Source organism: Streptomyces sp. NPDC104381, from assembly GCF_055583745.1.
The window spans coordinates 164,180-186,571 of sequence record NZ_JBVJNK010000004.1; the positions used below are offsets into that span (position 1 = coordinate 164,180).

The following is a 22,392-nucleotide window of genomic DNA, read 5'->3' on the forward strand; positions in this document are numbered from 1 at the left end:
GGGCCGCACGGGTGACTTCCGCGGCCCCGACCGCCGTGTCTGCCGCCTCCCGCGCGTGCGGGTGCTTTCAGTGGATCAGCGAATCAGTCTGATCAACTGCAAATGCCACCAGAACGCATCATCCGGTCCATTCCGGCACGGGGTGGGCCGGGCCGGCCCCGGAGGTATCAGCCATGGCCCACGTCGGCGTCCCACGCGGGACGGCCCGAAAGCGCCGCTCGGTCGCGCTCCTGGCGACAGGCGTGCTCACGATCCCGGTACTGGCGGGCTGCACCTCGGACAGCGAGGGCCCCACCTCGGTGGCCTTCCCGCAGGACGTCGCCCCGGCCTCCCGGGACCGGGTGGCCGACGGATCCACCCTCACCTGGGCCATCGACGCGGTCCCCGCCACGCTCAACGCCTACCAGGCCGACGCCGACAGCGCGACGACGCGGATCACCGGCGCCCTGCTGCCCTCCCTGTTCCCGCTGGACGCGCGGGGCGAGCCCCGGCTCAACCCCGACTACCTGGAGTCGGCGAAGGTCATCGAGCAGGAGCCCAAGCAGGTCGTCCTCTACAAGCTCAACCAGCAGGCCGTGTGGAGCGACGGCCGGGAGATCGGCGCCCCCGACTTCGTCGCCCAGTGGCGCGCGCTGAGCGGCAAGGACTCGGCCTTCTGGACCGCGCGCAACGCGGGGTACGAGCGGATCGAGAAGATCGAGCGGGGCAAGGACGACCTTCAGGTCCGGGTCACGTTCTCGAAGCCGTACGCGGACTGGCGCTCGCTCTTCTCACCGCTGTACCCGAAGGAGGTGACCGGCTCGCCCGGCACCTTCAACGACGGGGCCAGGGCCACCCTGAAGAACACCGCCGGGCCGTTCCGGCTGCGCAGCGTGAACAAGGACAAGGGGACGGTCGTGCTCGACCGCAACCCGCGCTGGTGGGGCAACGAGGCCAAGCTCGAATCCCTCGTCTTCCGCGCCGTCGAGCCCGAGGACCGTACCGACGCGCTGACCGCCGGCACCGTCGACGTCGCCGACATCGACGCCACGACGGCGAACGGCATCGCCCTCGCGGCCCGCTACCGCGGGGGGAACGGCGCGCCGCCCGCCCACGGCCCCGGCGCCGACATCACCCCGGCCGCCGCCCTGCGGTCCTGGGCGCTGGCCCACGGCTCGGACGAGGAGGCCGCGGAGGCCGCGCGGCTGGCCCGCGAGAAGAACCGGAAAGCCGTCGCGGTGTACGCCGCCGAGCAGAAGTCGCTCCAGGGTTTCGTCGTACGCAAGTCCCTGGAGCCGGCCTACACGCAGCTGGCGATGAACGGCGAGTCCGGCGCCCTCTCCGACGACCGGGTGCGCCGCGCCATCGCCCGCACCCTGGACCGCCAGGAGCTCGCCGACGCGGTGCTGAAGCCGCTCGGCCTGCCCGCGAAGCCGCCCGGCAGCCACCTGGCCCTGGCCGGGCAGCCCGCGTACAAGGACGGCAGCGGCGCGCTCGGCGACCAGGACACCAAGGAGGCGCAGGCGCTGCTGGCCGACGCGGGATGGACCGTGGGCGGGGCCGTCCGCAGGACCGAGGACACGAAGGCGGGCAGCGAGGCCGACAAGAAGAAGGCGTCGGGGGAGGCGACCGACAAGGCGTCGGCGAAGGCGACCGACAAGGCCTCGGCCAAGGCGAGCGAGAAGGCCGCCGAGAAGGACGGGAAGGAGGAGAAGGACGACAAGGCCTCGCGCGAGGAGGGGACGTACATCGTCGGTGACGACAAGCCCGGCGACGCCCCCGCTGACGGCACCGAGGTCGCCGCCGCCCAGGACAAGGGCCCCGCGGGCGCCTACGCCCCCGCCGGTACCGCGGCCCCCGCCCCCGCCTCGGTCAAGGCCCGGATCGGCAAGGGCGGCAAGCCCCTGACCCTCCGCTTCGTGCTGCCCTCCGGCCCCGGATCGCAGCCGCTGCGCACCGTCGGGCAGAAGATCGTCGAGATGCTGGACGCGATCGGCATCAGCACACAGATCACCAAGGTCGACGACGAGAGCTACTTCAAGGACCACATCGCCTCCGGCGACTACGACATGGCGCTCTACTCCTGGCCGGCCACCGCCTACCCCGCGACCGACGGCCGCCCGATCTTCTCCAAGCCGGAGCCCGCCACCGACGGCTCGCTGCTCGTCGAGCAGAACTACACCCGGGTCGGTTCCGACCACATCGACCAGCTCTTCGACCGGGCGGTCTCCGAGCTCGACGCCAACGCGTCGAGGGACCTCCTGAAGCAGGCCGACGCACGGATCTGGGCCGCCGCGGGATCGATTCCGCTGTATCAGAGGCCACAGCTGGTCGCCGTCGACAAGAAACTGGCGAACATCGGGGCCTTCGGCTTCGCCGCACCCCGCTACGAGGACATCGGATTCACCGGGCGCCAAGCGGCAGGTTCCCCCGCGAATCGGAAGAAGTAGCAGGTCAAGCCCACAATCAAAGCTCAGATACAGCTCAACTCCCTTGCCCGCCGGTACCCCCGGCGGGCAAGGTGGTGTCTGCCCTGACCCGGGCCGCTCGACCTCTCGCACCCCTTGCCGTCCGGCCGCTCACCGGCTGGATGATGACGTAATACCGGCTGAATATCGGCTGAATTCCGGCTGTCGTCCCGCCCTGAGGATCGGGCCGGGAAGCCCCGGACCCGTCGGGCCCGTACCATGGGACGAGCCGTGGCGTGCCGCCCGGCGGGCGTACGAGGACTCGAAGACCGACTGAGACGCCTGATCCCACGATCCGAGAGAAGCGCAAGCCACCCATGCCCACGCGCCACGACATCCGTAACGTAGCCATCGTCGCCCACGTCGACCACGGCAAGACCACGCTGGTCGACGCCATGCTCAAGCAGGCGGGCGCCTTCGCCGCCCACGCCGCCGAGAACCTCGACGAACGCATGATGGACTCGAACGACCTGGAGCGTGAGAAGGGCATCACGATCCTCGCCAAGAACACGGCGGTGAAGTATCACCCCAAGGACGGCGGGGACCCGATCACGATCAACATCATCGACACCCCCGGTCACGCCGACTTCGGCGGCGAGGTCGAGCGCGGTCTGTCGATGGTGGACGCGGTCGTCCTGCTGGTCGACGCCTCCGAGGGCCCGCTGCCCCAGACCCGCTTCGTCCTGCGCAAGGCCCTGACCGCGAAGCTGCCGGTCATCCTCTGCATCAACAAGACGGACCGCCCGGACTCCCGGATCGCCGAGGTCATCGACGAGACGTACGACCTCTTCCTGGACCTGGACGCCGACGAGGACCAGATCGAGTTCCCGATCGTCTACGCCTGCGCCCGTGACGGCGTCGCCTCGCTGACCAAGCCGGAGGACGGCACCGTCCCCGCGGACAGCGACAACCTCGAGCCCTTCTTCACGACCATCCTCTCCACGGTCCCCGCGCCGGAGTACGACGAGGCCGCCCCGCTGCAGGCCCACGTCACCAACCTGGACGCCGACAACTTCCTCGGCCGTATCGCGCTCTGCCGCGTCGAGCAGGGCGAGCTGCGCAAGGGCCAGACGGTCGCGTGGATCAAGCGCGACGGCACGATCTCCAACGTGCGCGTCACCGAGCTCCTGATGACCGAGGCGCTCACCCGCAAGCCGGCCGAGAAGGCGGGCCCGGGCGACATCTGTGCCGTCGCCGGTTTCCCGGACATCATGATCGGCGAGACCCTGGCCGACCCCGAGAACCCGGTCGCGCTCCCGCTGATCACGGTCGACGAGCCGGCCATCTCGATGACCATCGGCACGAACACCTCGCCGCTCGTCGGCAAGGGCGGCAAGGGCCACAAGGTCACCGCCCGCCAGGTGAAGGACCGCCTGGACCGCGAGCTCATCGGTAACGTCTCGCTCCGCGTCCTGGACACCGAGCGCCCGGACGCCTGGGAGGTCCAGGGCCGTGGTGAGCTCGCGCTGGCCATCCTGGTCGAGCAGATGCGCCGTGAGGGCTTCGAGCTGACCGTCGGCAAGCCGGAGGTCGTCACCAAGCAGGTCGACGGCAAGACGCACGAGCCGATCGAGCGCATGACCATCGACTCCCCCGAGGAGCACCTCGGCGCCATCACGCAGCTGATGGCGACCCGTAAGGGCCGTATGGAGACGATGACGAACCACGGGTCGGGCTGGGTCCGCATGGAGTGGATCGTCCCCTCGCGCGGCCTCATCGGCTTCCGTACGGAGTTCCTCACGCAGACCCGCGGTACGGGCATCGCGCACTCCATCTTCGAGGGCCACGAGCCCTGGTTCGGTGACCTGCGCACCCGTCACAACGGCTCGCTGGTCGCCGACCGCGCGGGCACGGTGACGCCGTTCGCGATGGTCAACCTCCAGGAGCGCGGTGTCATCTTCACCGAGGCCGGCACCGAGGTCTACGAGGGCATGATCATCGGCGAGAACTCCCGCGCCGACGACATGGACGTGAACATCACCAAGGAGAAGAAGCTCACCAACATGCGTGCGGCGTCCGCGGACACCACGGAGAACGTGGTCCCGGCCCGCAAGCTGTCCCTGGAGCAGTCCCTGGAGTTCTGCCGCGAGGACGAGTGCATCGAGGTGACCCCGGAGACCGTGCGTATCCGCAAGGTCGTCCTGGACCAGAAGCAGCGCGGCCGCACGGCCTCGCGCGCGAAGAACGGCTGATCCGGCCGGACCACCCGCTTACGGGGTCCGAACCGCCGGAACGAGCCATTGACATGAGACCCGGGCCCCCGCAGACACTGTGGGGGCCCGGGCCTTTGGTCCGGCCGGGAGCACGGGGGCGGCGTCGCGGGGCCGGACAGGCACTCCCTCAAGGCCGTACGGGCCCCGGGGGACCGGCGGCGTCGTCGGTTTCGAGGGCTCCGCGCCGCCCCGATTCCCCGCCGTGCGGCCGCGCGCGACCGGCTCCGCGCCGCCGCCCGGCACCCATGCGCCGGACGGTCCTGGTCAACTCATTTTCCTGACCGAGGTGTCCGCATATCGTGCGTCGCTCTCCGGAACATGTGTTAACGGTCCGTTTCGGGGGTGTCTGTCTGGGATCACTTTGTCCGGATTTCGGGCAACCATGGCTTCTCGATGTTGTCAAACCGAGACCCTTTAAGTGTGGTTTACAGCCCGGTGTTACTTAATAGTTGGCTCCATTGAGCTCGGGTCAATGGGTCGGCGCACTGTGGGGAGTGCGGACTCACGAGCACACTCGGGGCACTGCAAACGATCGCCGTCAGGGGTGTCGGTGGATCTCTACAGTGCCCCTCTTGTAGTCAAAAGTGGACTCATGAGGAGGAAACCCATGCGCGGTGCCAAGAGCGCCAAGTGGGTCGCGGGAGCGGCAATCATCGCCCTGGCCGCGACTGCCTGTGGCGGGGGCGACAGTGACGACAGCAGCAATGCCTCGAAGGAGAAGGGCAAGCCCGCGGGCTACGTCTCCCTCGACGTCGGTGAGCCGCAGAAGCCGCTGATCCCGGCCGACACCAACGAGTCGCTCGGCAGCTACGTCATCCAGGCAGTCTTCACCCAGCTGCTGGAGTTCGACGGCAAGGGCGAGATCGTCTACACGAACGCCGAGTCCGTGAAGTCGGAAGACAACAAGACCTGGACGGTCAAGCTCAAGCCCGGCTGGAAGTTCCACGACGGCACCCCGGTCACCGCCGAGTCCTACATCAAGGCGTGGAACTGGTACGCCAACATCAAGAACAACCAGCAGAACGCCTTCTGGTTCGAGGACATCAAGGGCTACGCGGACGTCCACCCCGAGAAGGGTGACCCGAAGACCACGGAGATGTCCGGTCTGAAGGCCGTGGACGACAACACGTTCACGATCGAGCTCGACAAGCCGGTCCCGTACTTCGAGTACAAGCTCGGCTACTACACCTTCGCCCCGCTGCCCGAGGTGTTCTACAAGGACACCAAGGCGTTCGGCCAGGCGCCGGTCGGCAACGGTCCCTACATCTTCGAGAAGTGGGACCACAAGAAGCTCATCCAGGTCAAGGCCAACCCTGACTACCAGGGTCCGAACAAGGCCAAGAACAAGGGCATCCTGTTCAAGAACTACGCGACCGTCGAGGCCGCGTACCAGGACCTCCTGTCCGGCAACCTGGACATGATCCGCCAGATCGGTCCGAAGGACCTGCCGAAGTACAAGACGGACCTCGGCGACCGCGTGATCGACGAGCCGTACGCGGCCGTCCAGTCGATCGTCCCGACGTTCTACTCGAAGACCTTCAAGGGCATCGACCCGAAGGTCCTCCAGGGTCTGTCGATGGGCATCGACCGCGCCACGATCACCAAGACCGTGCTCAACGGCACCCGCGAGCCCGCCACCAGCTTCACGCCCCCGGGCGTCGCCGGCAACCAGCACCTGGACACCGACGTGTTCAAGTTCGACCCGGCCAAGGCGAAGCAGCTCATCAAGGAAGGCGGCGGCGTTCCGGACAACAAGCTCTGGATCCAGTACAACGCCGACGGCGGGCACAAGGAGTGGGTGACCGCGGTCTGCGAGTCCATCCGCAACTCGACCGGGGTCGACTGCATCCCGGACGCCAAGCCGGACTTCCAGACCGACCTGGAAGCGCGTGACAACGACCAGGTCAAGTCGATGTACCGCGGTGGCTGGGTGGCCGACTACCCGCTGAACGTCAACTTCATGCGTGAGCTGTACGGCACCACGGCGGAGGCCAACAACGGCCGGTTCTCCGACAAGGAGGTCGACGCGGAGTTCAAGAAGGGCGACAACGCGGCGACCCTGGACGACTCGATCAAGGCGTACCAGGAGGCCGAGAAGCTCGTCCTCCAGAAGATGCCGGCGATCCCGCTCTGGAACTACAAGATCAACGGTGGTTACGGGAAGAACGTCGACAACGTCGCCATCGACTTCCGCGGTGACTACGTCATGACCGACGTCACCGTCAAGTAACACACGCCTGAGGGCCCCCACTCGGCCATCAGCCGCCCACACCAGGCAGTAGGTCCCGGGGGCCGCTCTTCCTATCGGTAGAGCGGCCCTTGGGCTGCATTACCCCTAATCGGAGGCAAACATGGGGCGTTATGTCGCGCGGCGACTGCTCCAGATGATCCCGGTCTTCCTCGGTTCGACCATGCTGGTCTTCGCCATGATGTACGCGCTGCCCGGCGATCCCGTGCGCGCGCTCGCAGGCGAGCAGACGGTCGACCCGACGCAGATCGCGGCCATGAAGAAGGACCTGGGTCTCGACCTGCCACTCTGGCACCAGTACTGGAACTACCTCACAGGCCTCTTCCAGGGTGACTTCGGCACACAGATCGCCAGTGGGCGACCGGTGGCCGACATCATCTCGGAATCGTTCCCGGTGACGGTCCGGCTGGCCCTGTTTGCCTTCATCTTCACGGTCGTCGTCGGCATCTCCATGGGTGTCTTCGCCGGTCTGAAGGCCGACACCCTTCGCGACCGCGGACTGCTGGTCCTGACGCTGCTGCTCATCTCGGTGCCCTCCTTCGTACTGGGCTTCCTCGGGCAGTACTTCTTCGCCTTCCAGCTCGGCTGGGTGCAGCCCAACGTCAGCCTGGAAGCGAACTTCAGCGAACTGATCCTGCCCGCCGTCGTACTCGGGTCGCTGTCCCTGGCGTACGTCGCCCGGCTCACCCGTACCTCGGTGGCGGAGAACCTCCGCTCGGACTACATGCGCACCGCGGTGGCCAAGGGGCTGCCGCGCCGGCGCATCATCGGCGTGCACCTGATGCGCAACTCGATGATCCCCGTGGTGACCTTCCTCGGGACCGACCTCGGCTCGCTGCTCGGCGGCGCGGTCATCACCGAGGGCATCTTCAACGTCAAGGGTGTCGGCTCCGCCGTCTTCGACGCGCTCCGGCACCGTGAGGGCGCCACCGTCGTCGGCATCGTGACGCTGATCGTCGTCGTGTACCTCGCCGCCAGCCTGATTGTCGACCTGCTCTACGCGGTCCTGGACCCGAGGATCCGGTATGCCTGAGACGCTCAAGGAAAACACCGCGGACGCGTCCGCCCCGACGGCCGCCGTCCCGGCCCCCGTCGTCGAGGTCGGCAAGGCCCGCAGCCTCTGGTCCGACGCCTGGCACGACCTGCGGCGCAGCCCGCTGTTCGTCATCTCGGCGATCCTGATCGTCTTCCTCCTGGTCATCGCGATATTCCCCGGCCTCTTCACCGGCGCGGACCCGCGCTACGCGGACCTGGCCCACCACTACCTGCAGAAGCCCAAGTGGGGGAACTTCTTCAAGGAGGACTGGTTCGGGTACGACATCCAGGGACGCTCGATCTACGCGCGTGTCATCTACGGTGCCCGTGCCTCGATCACCGTCGCCATCGTCGTCACCGCCCTCGTCACGATCCTGGGCACCCTGGTCGGCATGCTCGCCGGTTACTTCGGCGGCTGGATCGACACGATCCTGTCCCGCGTCACCGACATCTTCTTCGGTGTCCCCTTCATCCTCGGCGCGATGGTCGTCCTGACCTCGTTCGAGGAGCGGCACATCTGGGTCGTCATCCTGGCGCTGGCCTTCCTCGGCTGGACCCAGATCGCCCGTGTGGCGCGTGGCTCGGTGCTGACGATCAAGCAGGCCGACTACGTGATGGCCGCCAAGGCGCTCGGTGCCTCGACCAGCCGCATCCTGCTCCGGCACATCCTGCCCAACGCGATCGCCCCGGTGATCGTCGTCGCGACCATCGCGCTCGGTGGCTACATCTCGGCCGAGGCGAGCCTGTCCTTCCTGGGCATCGGCCTCGCCGAGCCGACCGTGTCGTGGGGTGTGGACATCTCCTCCGGCCAGGAGCAGCTGCGTAACGCTCCGTTCGTCCTGATCATCCCGTCGGTCATGGTGTCGATCACCGTTCTGGCGTTCATCATGCTCGGCGATGCGGTGCGCAACGCCCTCGACCCCAAGCTGCGCTGAGGGAGGCGTACATGACCATCATCGACAAGACGGCGGATGTTCCTGCTCCGCGTGGTTCGGACGACGCGGGCGGCCCGCTGCTCGAAGTCCGCGATCTGCACGTGGAGTTCCACACCCGCGACGGCGTGGCCAAGGCCGTCAACGGCGTCAACTACAGCGTCAGCGCGGGCGAGACCCTCGCCGTGCTCGGCGAGTCCGGCTCCGGCAAGTCCGTGACCGCGCAGGCGATCATGGGCATCCTGGACATGCCCCCGGGCCGCATCCCCAAGGGAGAGATCTTCTTCCGCGGCCAGGACATGCTGAAGATGTCCAACGAGGAGCGCCGGAAGATCCGCGGCCAGAAGATCGCCATGATCTTCCAGGACGCGCTCTCCTCGCTGAACCCGGTCCTCTCCGTGGGCTACCAGCTCGGCGAGATGTTCCGCGTGCACCGCGGCCTCTCCAAGAAGGACGCCAAGGCCAGGTCCATCGAGCTGATGGACCGGGTGCGCATCCCGGCGGCCAAGGAGCGGGTGGGCGACTTCCCGCACCAGTTCTCCGGCGGTATGCGCCAGCGCATCATGATCGCGATGGCGCTGGCCCTGGAGCCCGACCTGATCATCGCCGACGAGCCCACCACGGCGCTCGACGTGACCGTCCAGGCCCAGGTCATGGACCTGCTCGCGGAGCTCCAGCGCGAGTCCAACATGGGTCTGATCCTGATCACGCACGACCTCGGCGTGGTCGCCGACGTCGCCGACAAGATCGCCGTGATGTACGCGGGCCGGATCGTCGAGACCGCTCCGGTCCACGAGATCTACAAGCGCCCCGCGCACCCGTACACCAAGGGCCTGCTGGAGTCGATCCCGCGCCTGGACCAGAAGGGCCAGGAGCTCTACGCGATCAAGGGCCTGCCGCCCAACCTGCTGCACGTGCCGTCCGGCTGCGCCTTCAACCCGCGCTGCACGATGGCGCAGGACATCTGCCGTACGGACATCCCGGCGCTGCGCCCGGTGACCGAGCAGGACGGCACCGAGCTGGTCGGCCGCGGCAGCGCCTGCCACTTCTGGAAGGAGACGATCCATGGCTGAGCTCGACAAGGAGTCCGTGGACGCCACCCCGAACGTCACCGAAGTGGCGACGGTCAACGCGGCCACCGAGACGGAGGCCGTCGCGGCCATCGAGGCCCCGGTCTCGCAGGGCGAGCCGATCCTCCAGGTGCGCAACCTGGTCAAGCACTTCCCGCTGACCCAGGGCATCCTGTTCAAGAAGCAGGTCGGCGCGGTCAAGGCCGTGGACGGCATCTCGTTCGACCTCTATCAGGGCGAGACGCTCGGCATCGTGGGCGAGTCCGGCTGTGGCAAGTCCACGGTCGCCAAGCTCCTGATGACGCTGGAGCGGGCCACCGCCGGCGAGGTCTTCTACAAGGGCCAGGACATCACCAAGCTGTCCGGCCGCGCCCTGAAGGCCGTACGCCGCAACATCCAGATGGTCTTCCAGGACCCGTACACCTCGCTGAACCCGCGCATGACGGTCGGCGACATCATCGGGGAGACCTTCGAGATCCACCCCGAGGTGGCCCCGAAGGGCGACCGGCGCCGCCGGGTGCAGGACCTCCTGGACGTCGTCGGGCTGAACCCGGAGTACATCAACCGGTATCCGCACCAGTTCTCCGGCGGCCAGCGCCAGCGCATCGGGATCGCCCGCGGTCTCGCGCTCAACCCGGAGATCATCATCTGCGACGAGCCGGTCTCCGCGCTCGACGTGTCGGTGCAGGCGCAGGTCATCAACCTGATGGAGAAGCTCCAGGACGAGTTCAACCTCTCCTACCTCTTCATCGCGCACGACCTGTCGATCGTCCGGCACATCTCGGACCGGGTCGGCGTCATGTACCTCGGCAAGATGGCCGAGATCGGTACGGACACGCAGATCTACGACCACCCGACGCACCCCTACACCCAGGCGCTGCTGTCGGCGGTCCCCGTCCCGGACCCCGAGGCCCGTGACGGCCGCGAGCGGATCATCCTCGCCGGTGACGTCCCGTCGCCGGCGAACCCGCCGTCGGGCTGCCGGTTCCGTACGCGGTGCTGGAAGGCCCAGGACAAGTGCGCCACCGAGGTGCCGCTGCTGGCGATCCCCGAGCGCTTCAAAGCCTCGGAGACCCCGGCTGCGCACGAGTCGGCGTGCCACTTCGCCGAGGAGAAGGATGTCGTCCACGCGGCGTAACACCCGGTCAGCACCACCAGGACGCCCGGCCCCCCTCGCGGGGGGCCGGGCGTTCCGGCGTTCCGGCGGACCCGTACGGCGTACGGCGTAGGCCGACATGCGACGCAGTGTCATATGGGGTGATATGAGGCATTAAGCCACTCAAGGGAACCCTAGGAGGCACTCGATGCGCGGAGCCACACAGGCCAGGTGGGCCGCATGCGCCGTCGCCGTCGCCCTCGCGGCCACGGCCTGCGGCGGCGGGGACAGCGGTGGCGGCGGTGGCGCCGACGGGATCGTGAGCTCGTCCTGGGGTGACCCGCAGAACCCGCTGGAGCCGGCGAACACCAACGAGGTGCAGGGCGGCAAGGTCCTCGACATGGTCTTCCGGGGACTCGTGCGGTACGACCCCAAGACCGGCGAGGCCAAGAACGAGATCGCCCAGAAGATCGACACGAAGGACTCGCAGAACTTCACCGTCACGATCAAGGACAACTGGACCTTCAGCAACGGCGAGAAGATCACCGCCAAGTCCTTCGTGGACGCCTGGAACTACGGTGCCGCGCTGAAGAACAACCAGAAGAACGCCTACTTCTTCCAGTACATCGACGGCTACGACAAGGTCCACCCCGAATCGGGCTCCGCGTCCGCCACCACCCTCTCCGGGCTCAAGGTGGTCAACGACACGACCTTCACGGCCAAGCTGTCGCAGAAGTTCTCGCTCTGGCCCGACACCCTCGGCTACGCCGCCTTCGTGCCGCTGCCCAAGGCCTTCTACACCGACCACGACGCCTGGCTCTCCAAGCCCGTCGGGAACGGCCCGTACACCATCGACACGTACGCCAAGGGCTCGTCGATGAACCTGCGCCGGTGGGACGACTACCCCGGCACGGACAAGGCGCAGAACGGCGGCATCGACCTCAAGGTCTACACCGACAACAACACCGCCTACACCGACCTGACCGCGGGCAACCTCGACCTGGTCGACGACGTGCCCGCCTCGCAGCTCAAGAACGTCAAGGCGGACCTGGGCGACCGGTACATCAACACCCCCGCCGGCATCATCCAGACCCTCGCCTTCCCCTTCTACGAGAAGGCCTGGGACACCCCCGGAGCGATCAAGGTCCGCCAGGGTCTGTCGATGGCGATCAACCGTGACCAGATCACCAATCAGATCTTCCAGAAGACGCGCACCCCGGCCTCCGACTGGACCTCGCCGGTCCTCGGCGAGGAGGGCGGCTTCAAGAAGGGCCTCTGCGGCCCCGCCTGCGAGTACGACAAGGCGGAGGCCAAGAAGCTGATCCAGGAGGGCGGCGGCATCCCCGGCGGCCAGCTCAAGATCTCGTACAACGCCGACACCGGCTCCCACAAGGAGTGGGTCGACGCGGTCTGCAACAGCATCAACAACGTCATGGGCAACAACAAGGCGTGCGTCGGCGGGCCCGTCGGCACCTTCGCCGACTTCCGCAGCCAGGTCTCCACGCAGAAGCTGACCGGAGCCTGGCGCGCGGGCTGGCAGATGGACTACCCGCTGATCCAGAACTTCCTCCAGCCGCTCTACTACACCAACGCCCCGTCCAACGACGGGAAGTGGAGCAACCAGAAGTTCGACGACCTGGTCGACAAGGCCAACGCGGAGAGCGACAAGGCCAAGGCCGTGAGCACCTTCCAGGACGCGGAGAAGGTCCTGGTCGAGCAGATGCCCGTCATCCCGCTCTGGTACCAGAACGGCAGCGCGGGCTACTCGGACCGGGTCGAGAACGTCTCGCTGAACCCCTTCAGCGTCCCGGTGTACGACCAGATCAAGGTCAAGTGACCCGCTGAAGCCGGGTGGCCGGTGCGGCAGCCCGCACCGGCCACCCGGCTTTCCGGTCCCTCCGCCCGCTTGCCGGCCCCCGACCCCCGGAGCCCCTCATGGGACGTTATGTGATCCGGCGGCTGCTGCAGATGATCCCGGTCTTCTTCGGCACCACACTGCTGATCTTCCTCATGGTGAACGTGATGGGCGACCCCATCGCCGGCCTCTGCGGCGACCGGCAGTGCGACCCCGCGACCGCCGCCCAGCTGCGCAGCGAGTTCGGCCTCGACAAGCCGGTCTGGCAGCAATACCTGACCTACATGGGCAACGTCTTCACCGGCGACTTCGGCACCGCGTTCAACGGCCAGAAGGTCACCGAGCTGATGGGCACCGCCTTCCCCATCACCATCCGGCTCACCATCGTCGCGATCGTGTTCGAGATCGTCATCGGCATCAGCCTCGGCGTCGTCACCGGCCTGCGCCGCGGCCGGCCCGTGGACACCGGGGTGCTGATCCTGACCCTGGTCGTCATCTCCGTACCGACGTTCGTCACCGGTCTGCTGCTCCAGCTGCTCCTCGGCGTGGAGTGGGGCGTGATCAAGCCGTCCGTCTCCTCGGAGGCCCCCGTCGACGAGCTCATCGTGCCCGGGCTCGTCCTGGCCTCGGTCTCCCTGGCCTACGTCACCCGGCTCACCCGGACCTCCATCGCCGAGAACGCCCGCGCCGACTACGTCCGTACCGCCGTGGCCAAGGGACTTCCCAGGCGGCGGGTCGTGGTCCGGCACCTGCTGCGCAACTCCCTCATCCCCGTCGTCACCTTCATCGGTACGGACGTGGGCGCCCTGATGGGCGGGGCGATCGTCACCGAGCGCATCTTCAACATCCACGGGGTCGGCTACCAGCTCTACCAGGGCATCCTGCGGCAGAACTCCCAGACCGTCGTCGGGTTCGTCACCGTCCTGGTCCTCGTCTTCCTGGCGGCCAACCTGATCGTCGACCTCCTGTACGCCGTACTCGACCCGAGGATCCGCTATGCCTGAGCAGCAGCCGTGGGACGAGACGACGGGCAGCGGAGCGATCTCGGGCGCCGGTGCGGGCGGCGCGATGGACCTCGCGATGGACGAGGGCGTCACCCTGGAGAGCACACCGGGCGGCCCCGAGGGCACCGGGCCCACGGGCAAACCCCGCAGCCTGTGGTCCGACGCCTGGCGCGACCTGCGCCGCAACCCGGTCTTCATCATCTCCGGGCTGGTCATCCTCTTCCTGGTCGTCATCTCGATCTGGCCGTCGCTGATCGCCGACCAGGACCCCCTCAACTGCGACCTCGCCAAGGCCCAGGAGGGCTCCCAGCCCGGGCACCCCTTCGGCTTCGACGGACAGGGCTGCGACGTCTACACCCGCACCGTCTACGGCGCGCGGACCTCGGTGGCCGTCGGCGTCCTCTCCACCCTCGGCGTCTCGCTGCTCGGCGGGGTGCTCGGCGGCCTCGCCGGCTTCTTCGGCGGCGCGTGGGACGCCGTGCTCTCCCGCATCACGGACGTCTTCTTCGGCATCCCGGTGGTCCTCGGCGGGCTGGTCTTCCTGTCCGTCGTCACCAGCTCCACCGTCTGGCCGGTGATCGGCTTCATCGTGCTGCTGGGCTGGCCCCAGATCGCCCGTATCGCCCGTGGCTCCGTCATCACCGCCAAGCAGAACGACTACGTCCAGGCGGCCCGGGCGCTGGGGGCCTCCAACAGCCGGATGATGCTGCGCCACATCACGCCCAACGCGGTCGCGCCGGTCATCGTCGTCGCCACCATCGCCCTCGGCACGTACATCTCGCTGGAGGCGACCCTGTCGTTCCTCGGGGTGGGCCTGAAGCCGCCGGCGGTCTCCTGGGGCATCGACATCTCCGCCGCCTCCCAGTACATCCGCAACGCGCCCCACATGCTGCTCTGGCCGGCCGGAGCACTGGCGATCACGGTGCTCGCCTTCATCATGCTCGGCGACGCGGTGCGCGACGCCCTCGACCCCAAGCTGCGCTGAGGAGCCCGCTGCCATGTTGCTCGAAGTGCGCGATCTGCACGTGGAGTTCCACACCCGGGACGGAGTGGCCAAGGCCGTCAACGGGGTCAACTACTCGGTGTCCGAGGGGGAGACGCTCGCCGTCCTCGGCGAGTCCGGCTCGGGCAAGTCCGTCACCGCCCAGGCGATCATGGGCATCCTCGACATGCCGCCCGGGCGGATCAGCGGCGGCGAGATCCTCTTCAAGGGCCGCGACCTGCTGAAGCTCAAGAACGACGAGCGCCGGCGGATCCGCGGCCAGGAGATGGCCATGATCTTCCAGGACGCGCTGTCCTCGCTGAACCCGGTCCTCAGCGTCGGCGCGCAGCTCGGCGAGATGTTCGTCGTGCACCGGGGGATGTCGCGGGGCGACGCCAGGGCCAAGGCGATCGAGCTGATGGACCGGGTGCGCATCCCGGCGGCCCGGCAGCGGGTGGGCGACTACCCCCACCAGTTCTCCGGCGGCATGCGCCAGCGCATCATGATCGCGATGGCGCTCGCCCTGGAGCCCGACCTGATCATCGCCGACGAACCCACCACCGCCCTCGACGTGACCGTCCAGGCGCAGGTGATGGACCTGCTCGCCGAACTCCAGCGCGAGCTCAACATGGGCCTGATCCTGATCACGCACGACCTCGGCGTGGTCGCCGACGTCGCCGACAAGATCGCCGTGATGTACGCCGGCCGGATCGTCGAGACCTCGCCCGTCCACCCGATCTACGAGGCGCCCGCCCACCCGTACACCAAGGGCCTGCTCAGGTCGATCCCGCGCCTGGACCAGAAGGGCCAGGAGCTCTACGCGATCAAGGGCCTGCCGCCCAACCTGCTGCACATCCCGCCCGGCTGCGCCTTCCACCCGCGCTGCCCGCTGGCCCAGGCCGTGTGCCGTACGGACGTGCCTCCGCTCTACACCGTGGACGAGGAACGCCGGAGCGCCTGCCACTTCTGGAAGGAGACGCTCGATGCACGCTGACGAGACCGGCGGTGGGGGCGGCGGCTCCACCCTCCAGGCCGAGGCGCCCACCCGCCCGTACGCCGGGGGCGACCCGATCCTGGAGGTGCGCGGGCTGGTCAAGCACTACCCGCTGACCCGGGGCATCCTCTTCAAGAAGCAGGTCGGCGCGGTCAAGGCCGTCGACGGTGTGGACTTCGACCTGGCGGCGGGCGAGACACTCGGCATCGTGGGGGAGTCCGGCTGCGGCAAGTCGACCGTCGCCAAGATGCTGGTGCACCTGGAGCCGCCGACCGGGGGCGCGATCCGCTACAAGGGCGAGGACGTCACCAAGCTGTCCGGACGGGCCCTGAAGGCCGTACGCCGCAACATCCAGATGGTGTTCCAGGACCCGTACACCTCGCTCAACCCCCGTATGACCGTCGGCGACATCATCGGGGAGCCGTACGAGATCCATCCCGAGGTGGCGCCCAAGGGGAGCCGGCGGCAGAGGGTGCAGGACCTGCTCGACGTGGTCGGGCTGAACCCGGAGTACATCAACCGGTATCCGCACCAGTTCTCCGGCGGCCAGCGCCAGCGCATCGGGATCGCCCGCGGTCTCGCGCTCAACCCCGAGATCATCGTCGCGGACGAACCGGTCTCCGCGCTGGACGTGTCGGTGCAGGCGCAGGTCGTCAACCTGCTGGACCGGTTGCAGGCGGAGTTCAACCTGAGCTTCGTCTTCATCGCGCACGACCTGTCGATCGTCCGGCACATCTCGGACCGGGTCGGCGTCATGTACCTGGGCCGGATCGTCGAGATCGGCACGGACGAGGAGATCTACGACCACCCGACGCACCCGTACACGCAGGCGCTGCTGTCGGCCGTGCCGGTGCCCGACCCGACGGCCCGTGAGCACCGGGAGCGGATCATCCTCCACGGGGACGTGCCCTCCCCGGCGAACATCCCGTCCGGCTGCCGCTTCCGCACCCGGTGCTGGAAGGCGCAGGAGCGGTGCGAGCTGGAGGTGCCGCTGCTGGCGGTCCCGGCGGTCTTCCGCGAGTCGGAGACACCGGCCCGGCACGACTCGGCGTGCCACTTCGCCGAGGAGAAGCAGGTGGTTCCGCCGGAGGACCTCCGTGACCGGCCGCAGGGGACGCCCGAGGGGGACAAAGAGGGGTGAATGGTCCTCATGACGGTTAACACAGAGGCAACTTGACCGTCGTCACACCGATATACGGACGCCCCACCATGGACAACGTACGGCCGTGCGGGTGCCGTGAACCGGCCGGGGCGTTCATCACGCCGCCCCGGCCGGTTGCAGGTCCCCTTGTCCATCGGCGGACCGCGGTGGAGTATCGCCGGTGTGATACTCACACGGGGAGCCAGAATCACCGGAGCGGTGCTCTGCGCCGTGCTCGCGGCCCTGGTCGCGGCGTGGATCGTGCGGGACCTGCGGGCCGTCGGCGATCCGCCGGCCCTGGTGCGCTACTGGGCCGGCTACACGGACGGATGGCCCAAGGCACTGCCCGCCACCCTGCAGGCCGACCCGGTACTGCTCGTGGTGTACGTCCTCGCCCTGATCGCCGCGCTGCGCTCCTCGGTCGCCGCCTCCACCCTCGTCGTCACCGGACTGGTCACGCTCGCCCTGCGGCTGCCGGGCGTCTGGACCATCGGCTCGTCCTGGACGGACGGGCGGTTCGGCGACGAGCTGCGCACCCGCGCCCTCATCGGAACCTTCGTCGCCCTGGCCGCCGGACTCGCGCTCGTCGTCACCGGGGCCGCCGGCCGCAGGCGGCCCGTCGACCCCTACGAGCCGCTGCCCACCCGGCCAGGACGCGGAGCCGGGACCACGGCCTTCCTGGCGCTGGGCACCTCGGGTGCCGTCCTGATCGCCTGGGAGATCCGCCAGTTCTTCACCCTGCCCGACACGGTCTACCCGGCCTGGTTCATCGGCGGGAAGGGCCTCACGCTCGGGCTCACCGCCGCCCCGCCGGGCTGGAGCAGCGTGGCACTCGGGGTGATCTGCCTCGTGGTGGCGTGGACCGCGCTCTTCCGGGCCGTCCACGCCCGTCCGCTCGGCATGATCGCCGCCGGGTTCCTGCTGGTCTCCGGCGCCTGCGGAATCGCCCGGCTCCTCCACAACTCCTGGCTGGAACACTTCGGTGACGCACCGACCGAGCAACAGCTGGTCATGCTCACCTCGTTCCTCCTCGCCGTGTCCGGAGCGGTGGCCCTGCTCGTCCTGGCCCGCCGGGGCTTCGAGGCCGACGACGGGCGGAACCAGGGGTACGGAGGCTACGGCTACCCCCGGCCCGCGGAGCCGGACTTCGGCCACCGGCGGTCCGGGCCCTCCGCGTACGGCTATCCGCAGAGCGGCGGATCCGGGTACGGCTATCCGCACGGCGGCGGATCGGGGTCCCCGCCGCCGCCCGCGTCCCCGCCGCCCGGCTGGTGAGGGCCGTGCCCCCGGCCGCCGTCACGGCCGCGGCAGCCCCAGGGACCGCCTGAGGAAGTCCACCTGGAGCAGCAGCAGGTTCTCGGCCACCTGCTCCTGCGGGGTCATGTGCGTCACCCCGCTCAGCGGCAGCACCTCGTGCGGGCGTCCGGCGGACAGCAGCGCGGAGGAGAGCCGCAGCGCGTGGGCGACCACCACGTTGTCGTCGGCCATCCCGTGGACGATCATCATCGGCCGCACCTCGTCGGCCGGCTCGGAGAGCCCCTCGTCGGTCACCAGCGAGTTGCGGGCGTAGACCCCGGCCCGGTCGGCCGGATCGCCGAGGTAGCGCTCGGTGTAGTGGGTGTCGTACAGCCGCCAGTCCGTCACCGGTGCGCCCACGACGGCCGCGTGGAAGACATCGGGGCGCCGCAGCACCGCGAGGGCCGAGAGATAACCGCCGTACGACCAGCCGCGCATGGCCACCTTGGAGAGATCCAGCGGGAAGCGCCCGGCGAGGGCGTGCAGCGCCTCGACCTGGTCGTCGAGGGTGAGGGTGAGGTCGTCCCGTACCGCCTTCTCCCAGCCGGGCGAACGGCCCGGCGCGCCCCGGCCGTCCGCGACGATCACCGCGAAACCGTGGTCCGCGAACCACTGGGACGTGAGGTGCGGATTGTGCGCGGCCACCACCCGGCGGCCGTGCGGGCCGCCGTACGGGTCCATGAGGACGGGAAGCGGACCGTCCGACTCCTTGTAGCCGGTGGGGAGCAGCACGGCGCACGGGATGCGCCGTGCGCCCCCCTCGGTCAGATGGACCTTCGCGGTCAGGACCGGCTCCTGGGCGAGGTTCGCCACCTCGGCGATCCGCTTGCCGTCCCGCAGCACCTGTACGGCCGTCCCCGGGCGCTCCGGGGACGCCGAGACCAGCACCGTCACCCCGCCCGCGCGCACCGCCGAGTGGACCCCGACGCCCTCGCTGACGCGCTCCACGCCCAGCTCGTTGACCCGGTACACATGGCTCTGCCCCGTCTCCGGGTCCGCCGCGTCCTCGCCCGCGGTCGCCTGCACCAGGATGTCCGACTCCCCGATGTCCAACACCGCCTGGACGTGCAGCTGGCTGCCGGTCAGCGGCCGGTCGCCGACCGAGAGCACCCGCGCGCCCCCCTCGTCGGCGATCCGCACGAGCCGGCCGTCGGGAGCCCAGGCGGGCACCCCGGTGAACAGATCGAGCCAGACGGCGTCCTCGTCGACATGCACCGTGCGGGTCGCGCCGGTCTCCGTGTCGACGGCCAGATACAGCTGGCTGCGCTGGTCACGGGCCTGCACCAGGAGCAGCGGCGCGCCGTGCGAGGACCAGTGCACCCGGGCGAGGTAGGGGAAGCGGGACCGGTCCCAGACAACCTCGGTGCGGGTCCCGTCCAGGTCCGTCACGAAGAGCCGCACCTCGGCGTTGGCCGTCCCCGCCGCCGGATAGCCGACCTCGGCGGGCTTGCTCCCGGGATGCGCCGGATCGGCGATCCACCAGCGCTGTACGGCGCTGTCGTCGACCCGGGCGACCAGCAGGCGGTCCGACTCCGGCGACCACCAGAAACCGCGGTAGCGGCCGATCTCCTCGGCCGCGACGAACTCCGCAAGGCCGTACGAGACGTGGTCGTCCTCCGGCTCGGCCACCGCCCGGTCACCGTCGCCCTCCGCTCCCACCACGCGCAGCGCGCCCCGGGCCACGTAGGCGATGTGCCGGCCGTCGGGGGAGGGACGGGGGTCGATCACCGGGCCGGGCACCGGCAGGGCACGCGCCGTGCCCGCCCTCAACTCGGCGACGTACGCCTTGCCGGAGAGCGCGAAGGCCGCCAACTCGGCCGTGTCGTCCACCGCGTAGCCCACGATGCCCGCCGAACCCTCCCTGGTCCGCTCGCGCCTGGCCCGCTCCTGCGGGGACAGCTTCTCCGCCGAACCGCCCAGCAGGGCGCCGGGGTCGGCCGCGATCCGCTCCTCGCCCGTCACGGTGTCGAGCACATGGAGCCGGTTCGCCCGGTCCGTGCCGGAGGCCGAGCGGAGGAAGAGCACCCTCGTCCCATCCGGTGAGACGGTGAAGGCCCGGGGTGCGCCGAGAGTGAACCGCTGGGTCCGGGCGTGCTGGCGGGGAAAGGTCAACTTCTGCGAGGTCATGGCCCCGAACCTAGCTCCCGGCGGGCGGTCCGTGCGCCCCTCGTGCTGCTGTGCCCCGATCAATGCGTCGGCACGGATAGTTATGATCCGTAGCGCTCGGTGGGTAAGAACCTGCTGGCTCCATGTGTGCTGCCCGTCCCGACCGTACTGATGGAGGTGAACCGCCGTGGCACTCTCGATTTCGGCGGTGGTGCTGCTGGCGATCGTCGTCTTCCTGCTGATCCGGAAATCCGGACTGAAGGGCGGACACGCGGTGGTCTGCATGTTGCTCGGCTTCTACCTCGCGAGCTCGTCGATCGCCCCGACCATCTCGGAGGTGACGTCGAACGTGGCGGGCATGATCGGGGGGATCAAGTTCTGACCGCCACCCCGCCGGGCGCCCCGGGCTCCGTGGGGCGTTCGGCCGGTGGGGCGGCGTGCTCGTAGGGTGGTCCCATGAAGGACCTCCCCGCCCGCCGTCTGCTCCTCGTGCACGCGCACCCCGACGACGAGTCGATCAACAACGGCGCGACCATGGCCAGGTACGCGGCCGAGGGCGCCCACGTCGCCCTGGTGACGTGCACCCTCGGCGAGGAGGGCGAGGTCATCCCGCCGGACCTCGCACACCTCGCCGCCGACCGTGACGGCGGCCTCGGCGACCACCGCGTCGGTGAACTGGCCGCCGCGATGCGGGAGCTCGGGGTCACCGACCACCGGTTCCTGGGCGGCCCCGGCCGGTTCCGCGACTCCGGGATGATGGGCACCGGGCAGAACCACCGGCCCGGCGCGTTCTGGTCCGCCGGCCTCGACGAGGCCGCCGGTCATCTCGTCCGGGTGATCCGCTCCCTGCGCCCCCAGGTCCTCGTCACGTACGACCCCGACGGCGGCTACGGCCACCCCGACCACATCCAGGCGCACCGGGTCGCGATGCGCGCCGCGGACCTGGCCGCCGATCCCGCGTACGACACCGGCGCCGGAGCCCCGCACACCGTCGCCAAGATCTACTGGAACCGGGTGCCCCGCTCCGTGGCCGAGGAGGCCTTCGCACGGCTGCGCAGGACCGCGCCCGACGCCTTCCCGGGGATCGCCGCGATCGACGACGTACCCGGTGTCGTGGACGACGCGCTGATCACGGCAGAGATCGACGGTTCCGCGTATGCCGCGGCGAAGACCGCCGCGATGCGGGCGCACGCCACCCAGATCGCCGTGGACGGCCCCTTCTTCGCTCTTTCGAACGACCTGGGGCAGCCCGTCTTCACCACCGAGTACTACGAGTTGGCGCGGGGCGTCCCGGGCCGGGACGACGGTTCCCGGGAGCACGACCTCTTCGCGGGCGTGCCGGACGAGGGCCTCGCACCGGGAGCAGAGGCATGAGCGGCAGCAAGAGGCAGCGCGCCACCTCGCACGCGCCCCGCACCAACGCCCCGCCGAGGAGCCCCGAGCCCACCGGCCTCGCCGCGCGGCCCAACCCCGCGCGGATCCCCGTGTACGTGGGCCTGGCGGTGCTGGGTGCGGCGGTCGGACTCGCGGGCACGCTCGTCCAGGCGGCCCTGTTCCCGGGCGGGTTGCTGCTCGCGCTCGCCGCGTCGGCGGGCCTGTTCTACGGCGGCCGGGTGCTGACCGGGACACAGCTCGGGGCGCTGGTGCCCGCGGTGGGCTGGTTCATCGCCGTCGTCGTCCTCCTCGGCGGGCGGCCCGAGGGCGACTACGTCTTCGGACAGGAGCTCGGCCTGGCACTCTTCATGCTCGGAGGGATGGCCGTCGCTGTGATCTGTGCCACGATGTCGCGGCTGCCGTATCCGGCCAACGACACCGGCCGAACCGGCACGTGATGTGGTATGTCCGCTCCCGGACCGACCCTCCGCGCGGTGCCGGGCGCATCCTTGTTCCCCCCGGGCGCGAAGAGTCTTACGGTGGCGGCCAGTATGGTGGTGCGCGCGCCGAGCCGTCCCCTGGCCTGCGGCATGGGGGAA

Annotated in this window: 17 protein-coding genes; 16 read left to right on the top strand and 1 reads right to left on the bottom strand. The window is 69.3% G+C overall.

The genetic code is table 11. The annotated features are described in order from the left end of the window. The first annotated feature begins 173 nt into the window (after window positions 1-173). The 13 genes from ACZ607_RS14545 to ACZ607_RS14605 all read left to right on the top strand — a co-directional run bounded on the left by ACZ607_RS14545 (window position 174) and on the right by ACZ607_RS14605 (window position 18,292). Window positions 174-2,429 (top strand): ABC transporter family substrate-binding protein, encoded by a 2,256-nt coding sequence (locus tag ACZ607_RS14545; RefSeq protein WP_469735065.1) that lies wholly within the window; start codon window positions 174-176, stop codon window positions 2,427-2,429. Between the two features lie 335 nt (window positions 2,430-2,764). Then, complete coding sequence (gene typA, locus ACZ607_RS14550; RefSeq protein ID WP_469735066.1) at window positions 2,765-4,639, top strand: translational GTPase TypA; 1,875 nt, start codon at window positions 2,765-2,767, stop codon at window positions 4,637-4,639. Window positions 4,640-5,267: 628 nt separating this feature from the next. Then, on the top strand, window positions 5,268-6,890 hold the full coding sequence (locus ACZ607_RS14555) for a peptide ABC transporter substrate-binding protein (protein WP_382708608.1): 1,623 nt from the start codon (window positions 5,268-5,270) through the stop codon (window positions 6,888-6,890). A 121-nt stretch (window positions 6,891-7,011) separates the two neighbouring features. Next, window positions 7,012-7,941, top strand: coding sequence for an ABC transporter permease (locus ACZ607_RS14560; RefSeq protein ID WP_129265297.1), 930 nt, complete (start codon window positions 7,012-7,014; stop codon window positions 7,939-7,941). After that, the gene (locus ACZ607_RS14565; protein WP_382708606.1) at window positions 7,934-8,878 is read left to right on the top strand and encodes an ABC transporter permease; all 945 of its coding nucleotides are present in this window, start codon (window positions 7,934-7,936) and stop codon (window positions 8,876-8,878) included. Before ACZ607_RS14560 ends, ACZ607_RS14565 begins: the two co-directional genes overlap by 8 nt. A gap of 11 nt (window positions 8,879-8,889) precedes the next feature. Then, window positions 8,890-9,948, top strand: a complete 1,059-nt coding sequence (locus ACZ607_RS14570) for an ABC transporter ATP-binding protein (RefSeq protein WP_382708603.1) — start codon at window positions 8,890-8,892, stop codon at window positions 9,946-9,948. After that, complete coding sequence (locus ACZ607_RS14575; protein ID WP_469735067.1) at window positions 9,941-11,083, top strand: ABC transporter ATP-binding protein; 1,143 nt, start codon at window positions 9,941-9,943, stop codon at window positions 11,081-11,083. Before ACZ607_RS14570 ends, ACZ607_RS14575 begins: the two co-directional genes overlap by 8 nt. A 166-nt stretch (window positions 11,084-11,249) precedes the next feature. Continuing rightward, a complete protein-coding gene (locus ACZ607_RS14580) occupies window positions 11,250-12,878 on the top strand; it encodes a peptide ABC transporter substrate-binding protein (protein ID WP_469735068.1) in 1,629 nt (542 codons plus the stop codon). 98 nt (window positions 12,879-12,976) lie between these two features. After that, window positions 12,977-13,900, top strand: a complete 924-nt coding sequence (locus ACZ607_RS14585) for an ABC transporter permease (RefSeq protein WP_469735069.1) — start codon at window positions 12,977-12,979, stop codon at window positions 13,898-13,900. Beyond that, window positions 13,893-14,885, top strand: coding sequence for an ABC transporter permease (locus ACZ607_RS14590; protein ID WP_469735070.1), 993 nt, complete (start codon window positions 13,893-13,895; stop codon window positions 14,883-14,885). Before ACZ607_RS14585 ends, ACZ607_RS14590 begins: the two co-directional genes overlap by 8 nt. Before the next feature lie 13 nt (window positions 14,886-14,898). Next, a complete protein-coding gene (locus tag ACZ607_RS14595; RefSeq protein WP_469735071.1) occupies window positions 14,899-15,876 on the top strand; it encodes an ABC transporter ATP-binding protein in 978 nt (325 codons plus the stop codon). After that, window positions 15,866-17,017 carry an ABC transporter ATP-binding protein gene (locus tag ACZ607_RS14600; protein ID WP_469735072.1) on the top strand — a complete coding sequence of 384 codons (1,152 nt, stop codon included), beginning with the start codon at window positions 15,866-15,868 and terminating at the stop codon, window positions 17,015-17,017. Before ACZ607_RS14595 ends, ACZ607_RS14600 begins: the two co-directional genes overlap by 11 nt. A 183-nt stretch (window positions 17,018-17,200) precedes the next feature. Then, window positions 17,201-18,292 carry a hypothetical protein gene (locus tag ACZ607_RS14605; protein ID WP_469735073.1) on the top strand — a complete coding sequence of 364 codons (1,092 nt, stop codon included), beginning with the start codon at window positions 17,201-17,203 and terminating at the stop codon, window positions 18,290-18,292. Window positions 18,293-18,313: 21 nt separating this feature from the next. Here the strand turns inward: ACZ607_RS14605 and ACZ607_RS14610 are convergent, their stop codons facing one another. Beyond that, on the bottom strand, window positions 18,314-20,440 hold the full coding sequence (locus ACZ607_RS14610) for a S9 family peptidase (RefSeq protein ID WP_469735074.1): 2,127 nt from the start codon (window positions 20,438-20,440) through the stop codon (window positions 18,314-18,316). Between the two features lie 166 nt (window positions 20,441-20,606). On the opposite strand from ACZ607_RS14610, the gene ACZ607_RS14615 reads away from it, so the two are divergent. The 3 genes from ACZ607_RS14615 to ACZ607_RS14625 all read left to right on the top strand — a co-directional run bounded on the left by ACZ607_RS14615 (window position 20,607) and on the right by ACZ607_RS14625 (window position 22,251). Further along, entirely contained in the window at window positions 20,607-20,801 is a 195-nt protein-coding gene (locus tag ACZ607_RS14615) for a hypothetical protein (protein ID WP_014154257.1), read from the top strand. Window positions 20,802-20,875: 74 nt separating this feature from the next. After that, window positions 20,876-21,793 carry an N-acetyl-1-D-myo-inositol-2-amino-2-deoxy-alpha-D-glucopyranoside deacetylase gene (mshB, locus tag ACZ607_RS14620; protein WP_469735075.1) on the top strand — a complete coding sequence of 306 codons (918 nt, stop codon included), beginning with the start codon at window positions 20,876-20,878 and terminating at the stop codon, window positions 21,791-21,793. Then, complete coding sequence (locus ACZ607_RS14625; RefSeq protein WP_469735076.1) at window positions 21,790-22,251, top strand: DUF6113 family protein; 462 nt, start codon at window positions 21,790-21,792, stop codon at window positions 22,249-22,251. Before mshB ends, ACZ607_RS14625 begins: the two co-directional genes overlap by 4 nt. Window positions 22,252-22,392: the final 141 nt, after the last annotated feature.

What these genes read in the sequence shown, in the direction of transcription:
- ACZ607_RS14600 (WP_469735072.1), top strand. Translation starts at nt 15,866, where the DNA reads ATGCACGCTGACGAGACCGGCGGTGGGGGCGGCGGCTCCACCCTCCAG.
- ACZ607_RS14565 (WP_382708606.1), top strand. Translation starts at nt 7,934, where the DNA reads ATGCCTGAGACGCTCAAGGAAAACACCGCGGACGCGTCCGCCCCGACG.
- ACZ607_RS14545 (WP_469735065.1), top strand. Translation starts at nt 174, where the DNA reads ATGGCCCACGTCGGCGTCCCACGCGGGACGGCCCGAAAGCGCCGCTCG.
- ACZ607_RS14570 (WP_382708603.1), top strand. Translation starts at nt 8,890, where the DNA reads ATGACCATCATCGACAAGACGGCGGATGTTCCTGCTCCGCGTGGTTCG.
- ACZ607_RS14625 (WP_469735076.1), top strand. Translation starts at nt 21,790, where the DNA reads ATGAGCGGCAGCAAGAGGCAGCGCGCCACCTCGCACGCGCCCCGCACC.
- typA (WP_469735066.1), top strand. Translation starts at nt 2,765, where the DNA reads ATGCCCACGCGCCACGACATCCGTAACGTAGCCATCGTCGCCCACGTC.
- ACZ607_RS14555 (WP_382708608.1), top strand. Translation starts at nt 5,268, where the DNA reads ATGCGCGGTGCCAAGAGCGCCAAGTGGGTCGCGGGAGCGGCAATCATC.
- ACZ607_RS14590 (WP_469735070.1), top strand. Translation starts at nt 13,893, where the DNA reads ATGCCTGAGCAGCAGCCGTGGGACGAGACGACGGGCAGCGGAGCGATC.
- ACZ607_RS14585 (WP_469735069.1), top strand. Translation starts at nt 12,977, where the DNA reads ATGGGACGTTATGTGATCCGGCGGCTGCTGCAGATGATCCCGGTCTTC.
- mshB (WP_469735075.1), top strand. Translation starts at nt 20,876, where the DNA reads ATGAAGGACCTCCCCGCCCGCCGTCTGCTCCTCGTGCACGCGCACCCC.
- ACZ607_RS14580 (WP_469735068.1), top strand. Translation starts at nt 11,250, where the DNA reads ATGCGCGGAGCCACACAGGCCAGGTGGGCCGCATGCGCCGTCGCCGTC.
- ACZ607_RS14575 (WP_469735067.1), top strand. Translation starts at nt 9,941, where the DNA reads ATGGCTGAGCTCGACAAGGAGTCCGTGGACGCCACCCCGAACGTCACC.
- ACZ607_RS14610 (WP_469735074.1), bottom strand. Translation starts at nt 20,440, where the DNA reads ATGACCTCGCAGAAGTTGACCTTTCCCCGCCAGCACGCCCGGACCCAG.
- ACZ607_RS14595 (WP_469735071.1), top strand. Translation starts at nt 14,899, where the DNA reads ATGTTGCTCGAAGTGCGCGATCTGCACGTGGAGTTCCACACCCGGGAC.
- ACZ607_RS14560 (WP_129265297.1), top strand. Translation starts at nt 7,012, where the DNA reads ATGGGGCGTTATGTCGCGCGGCGACTGCTCCAGATGATCCCGGTCTTC.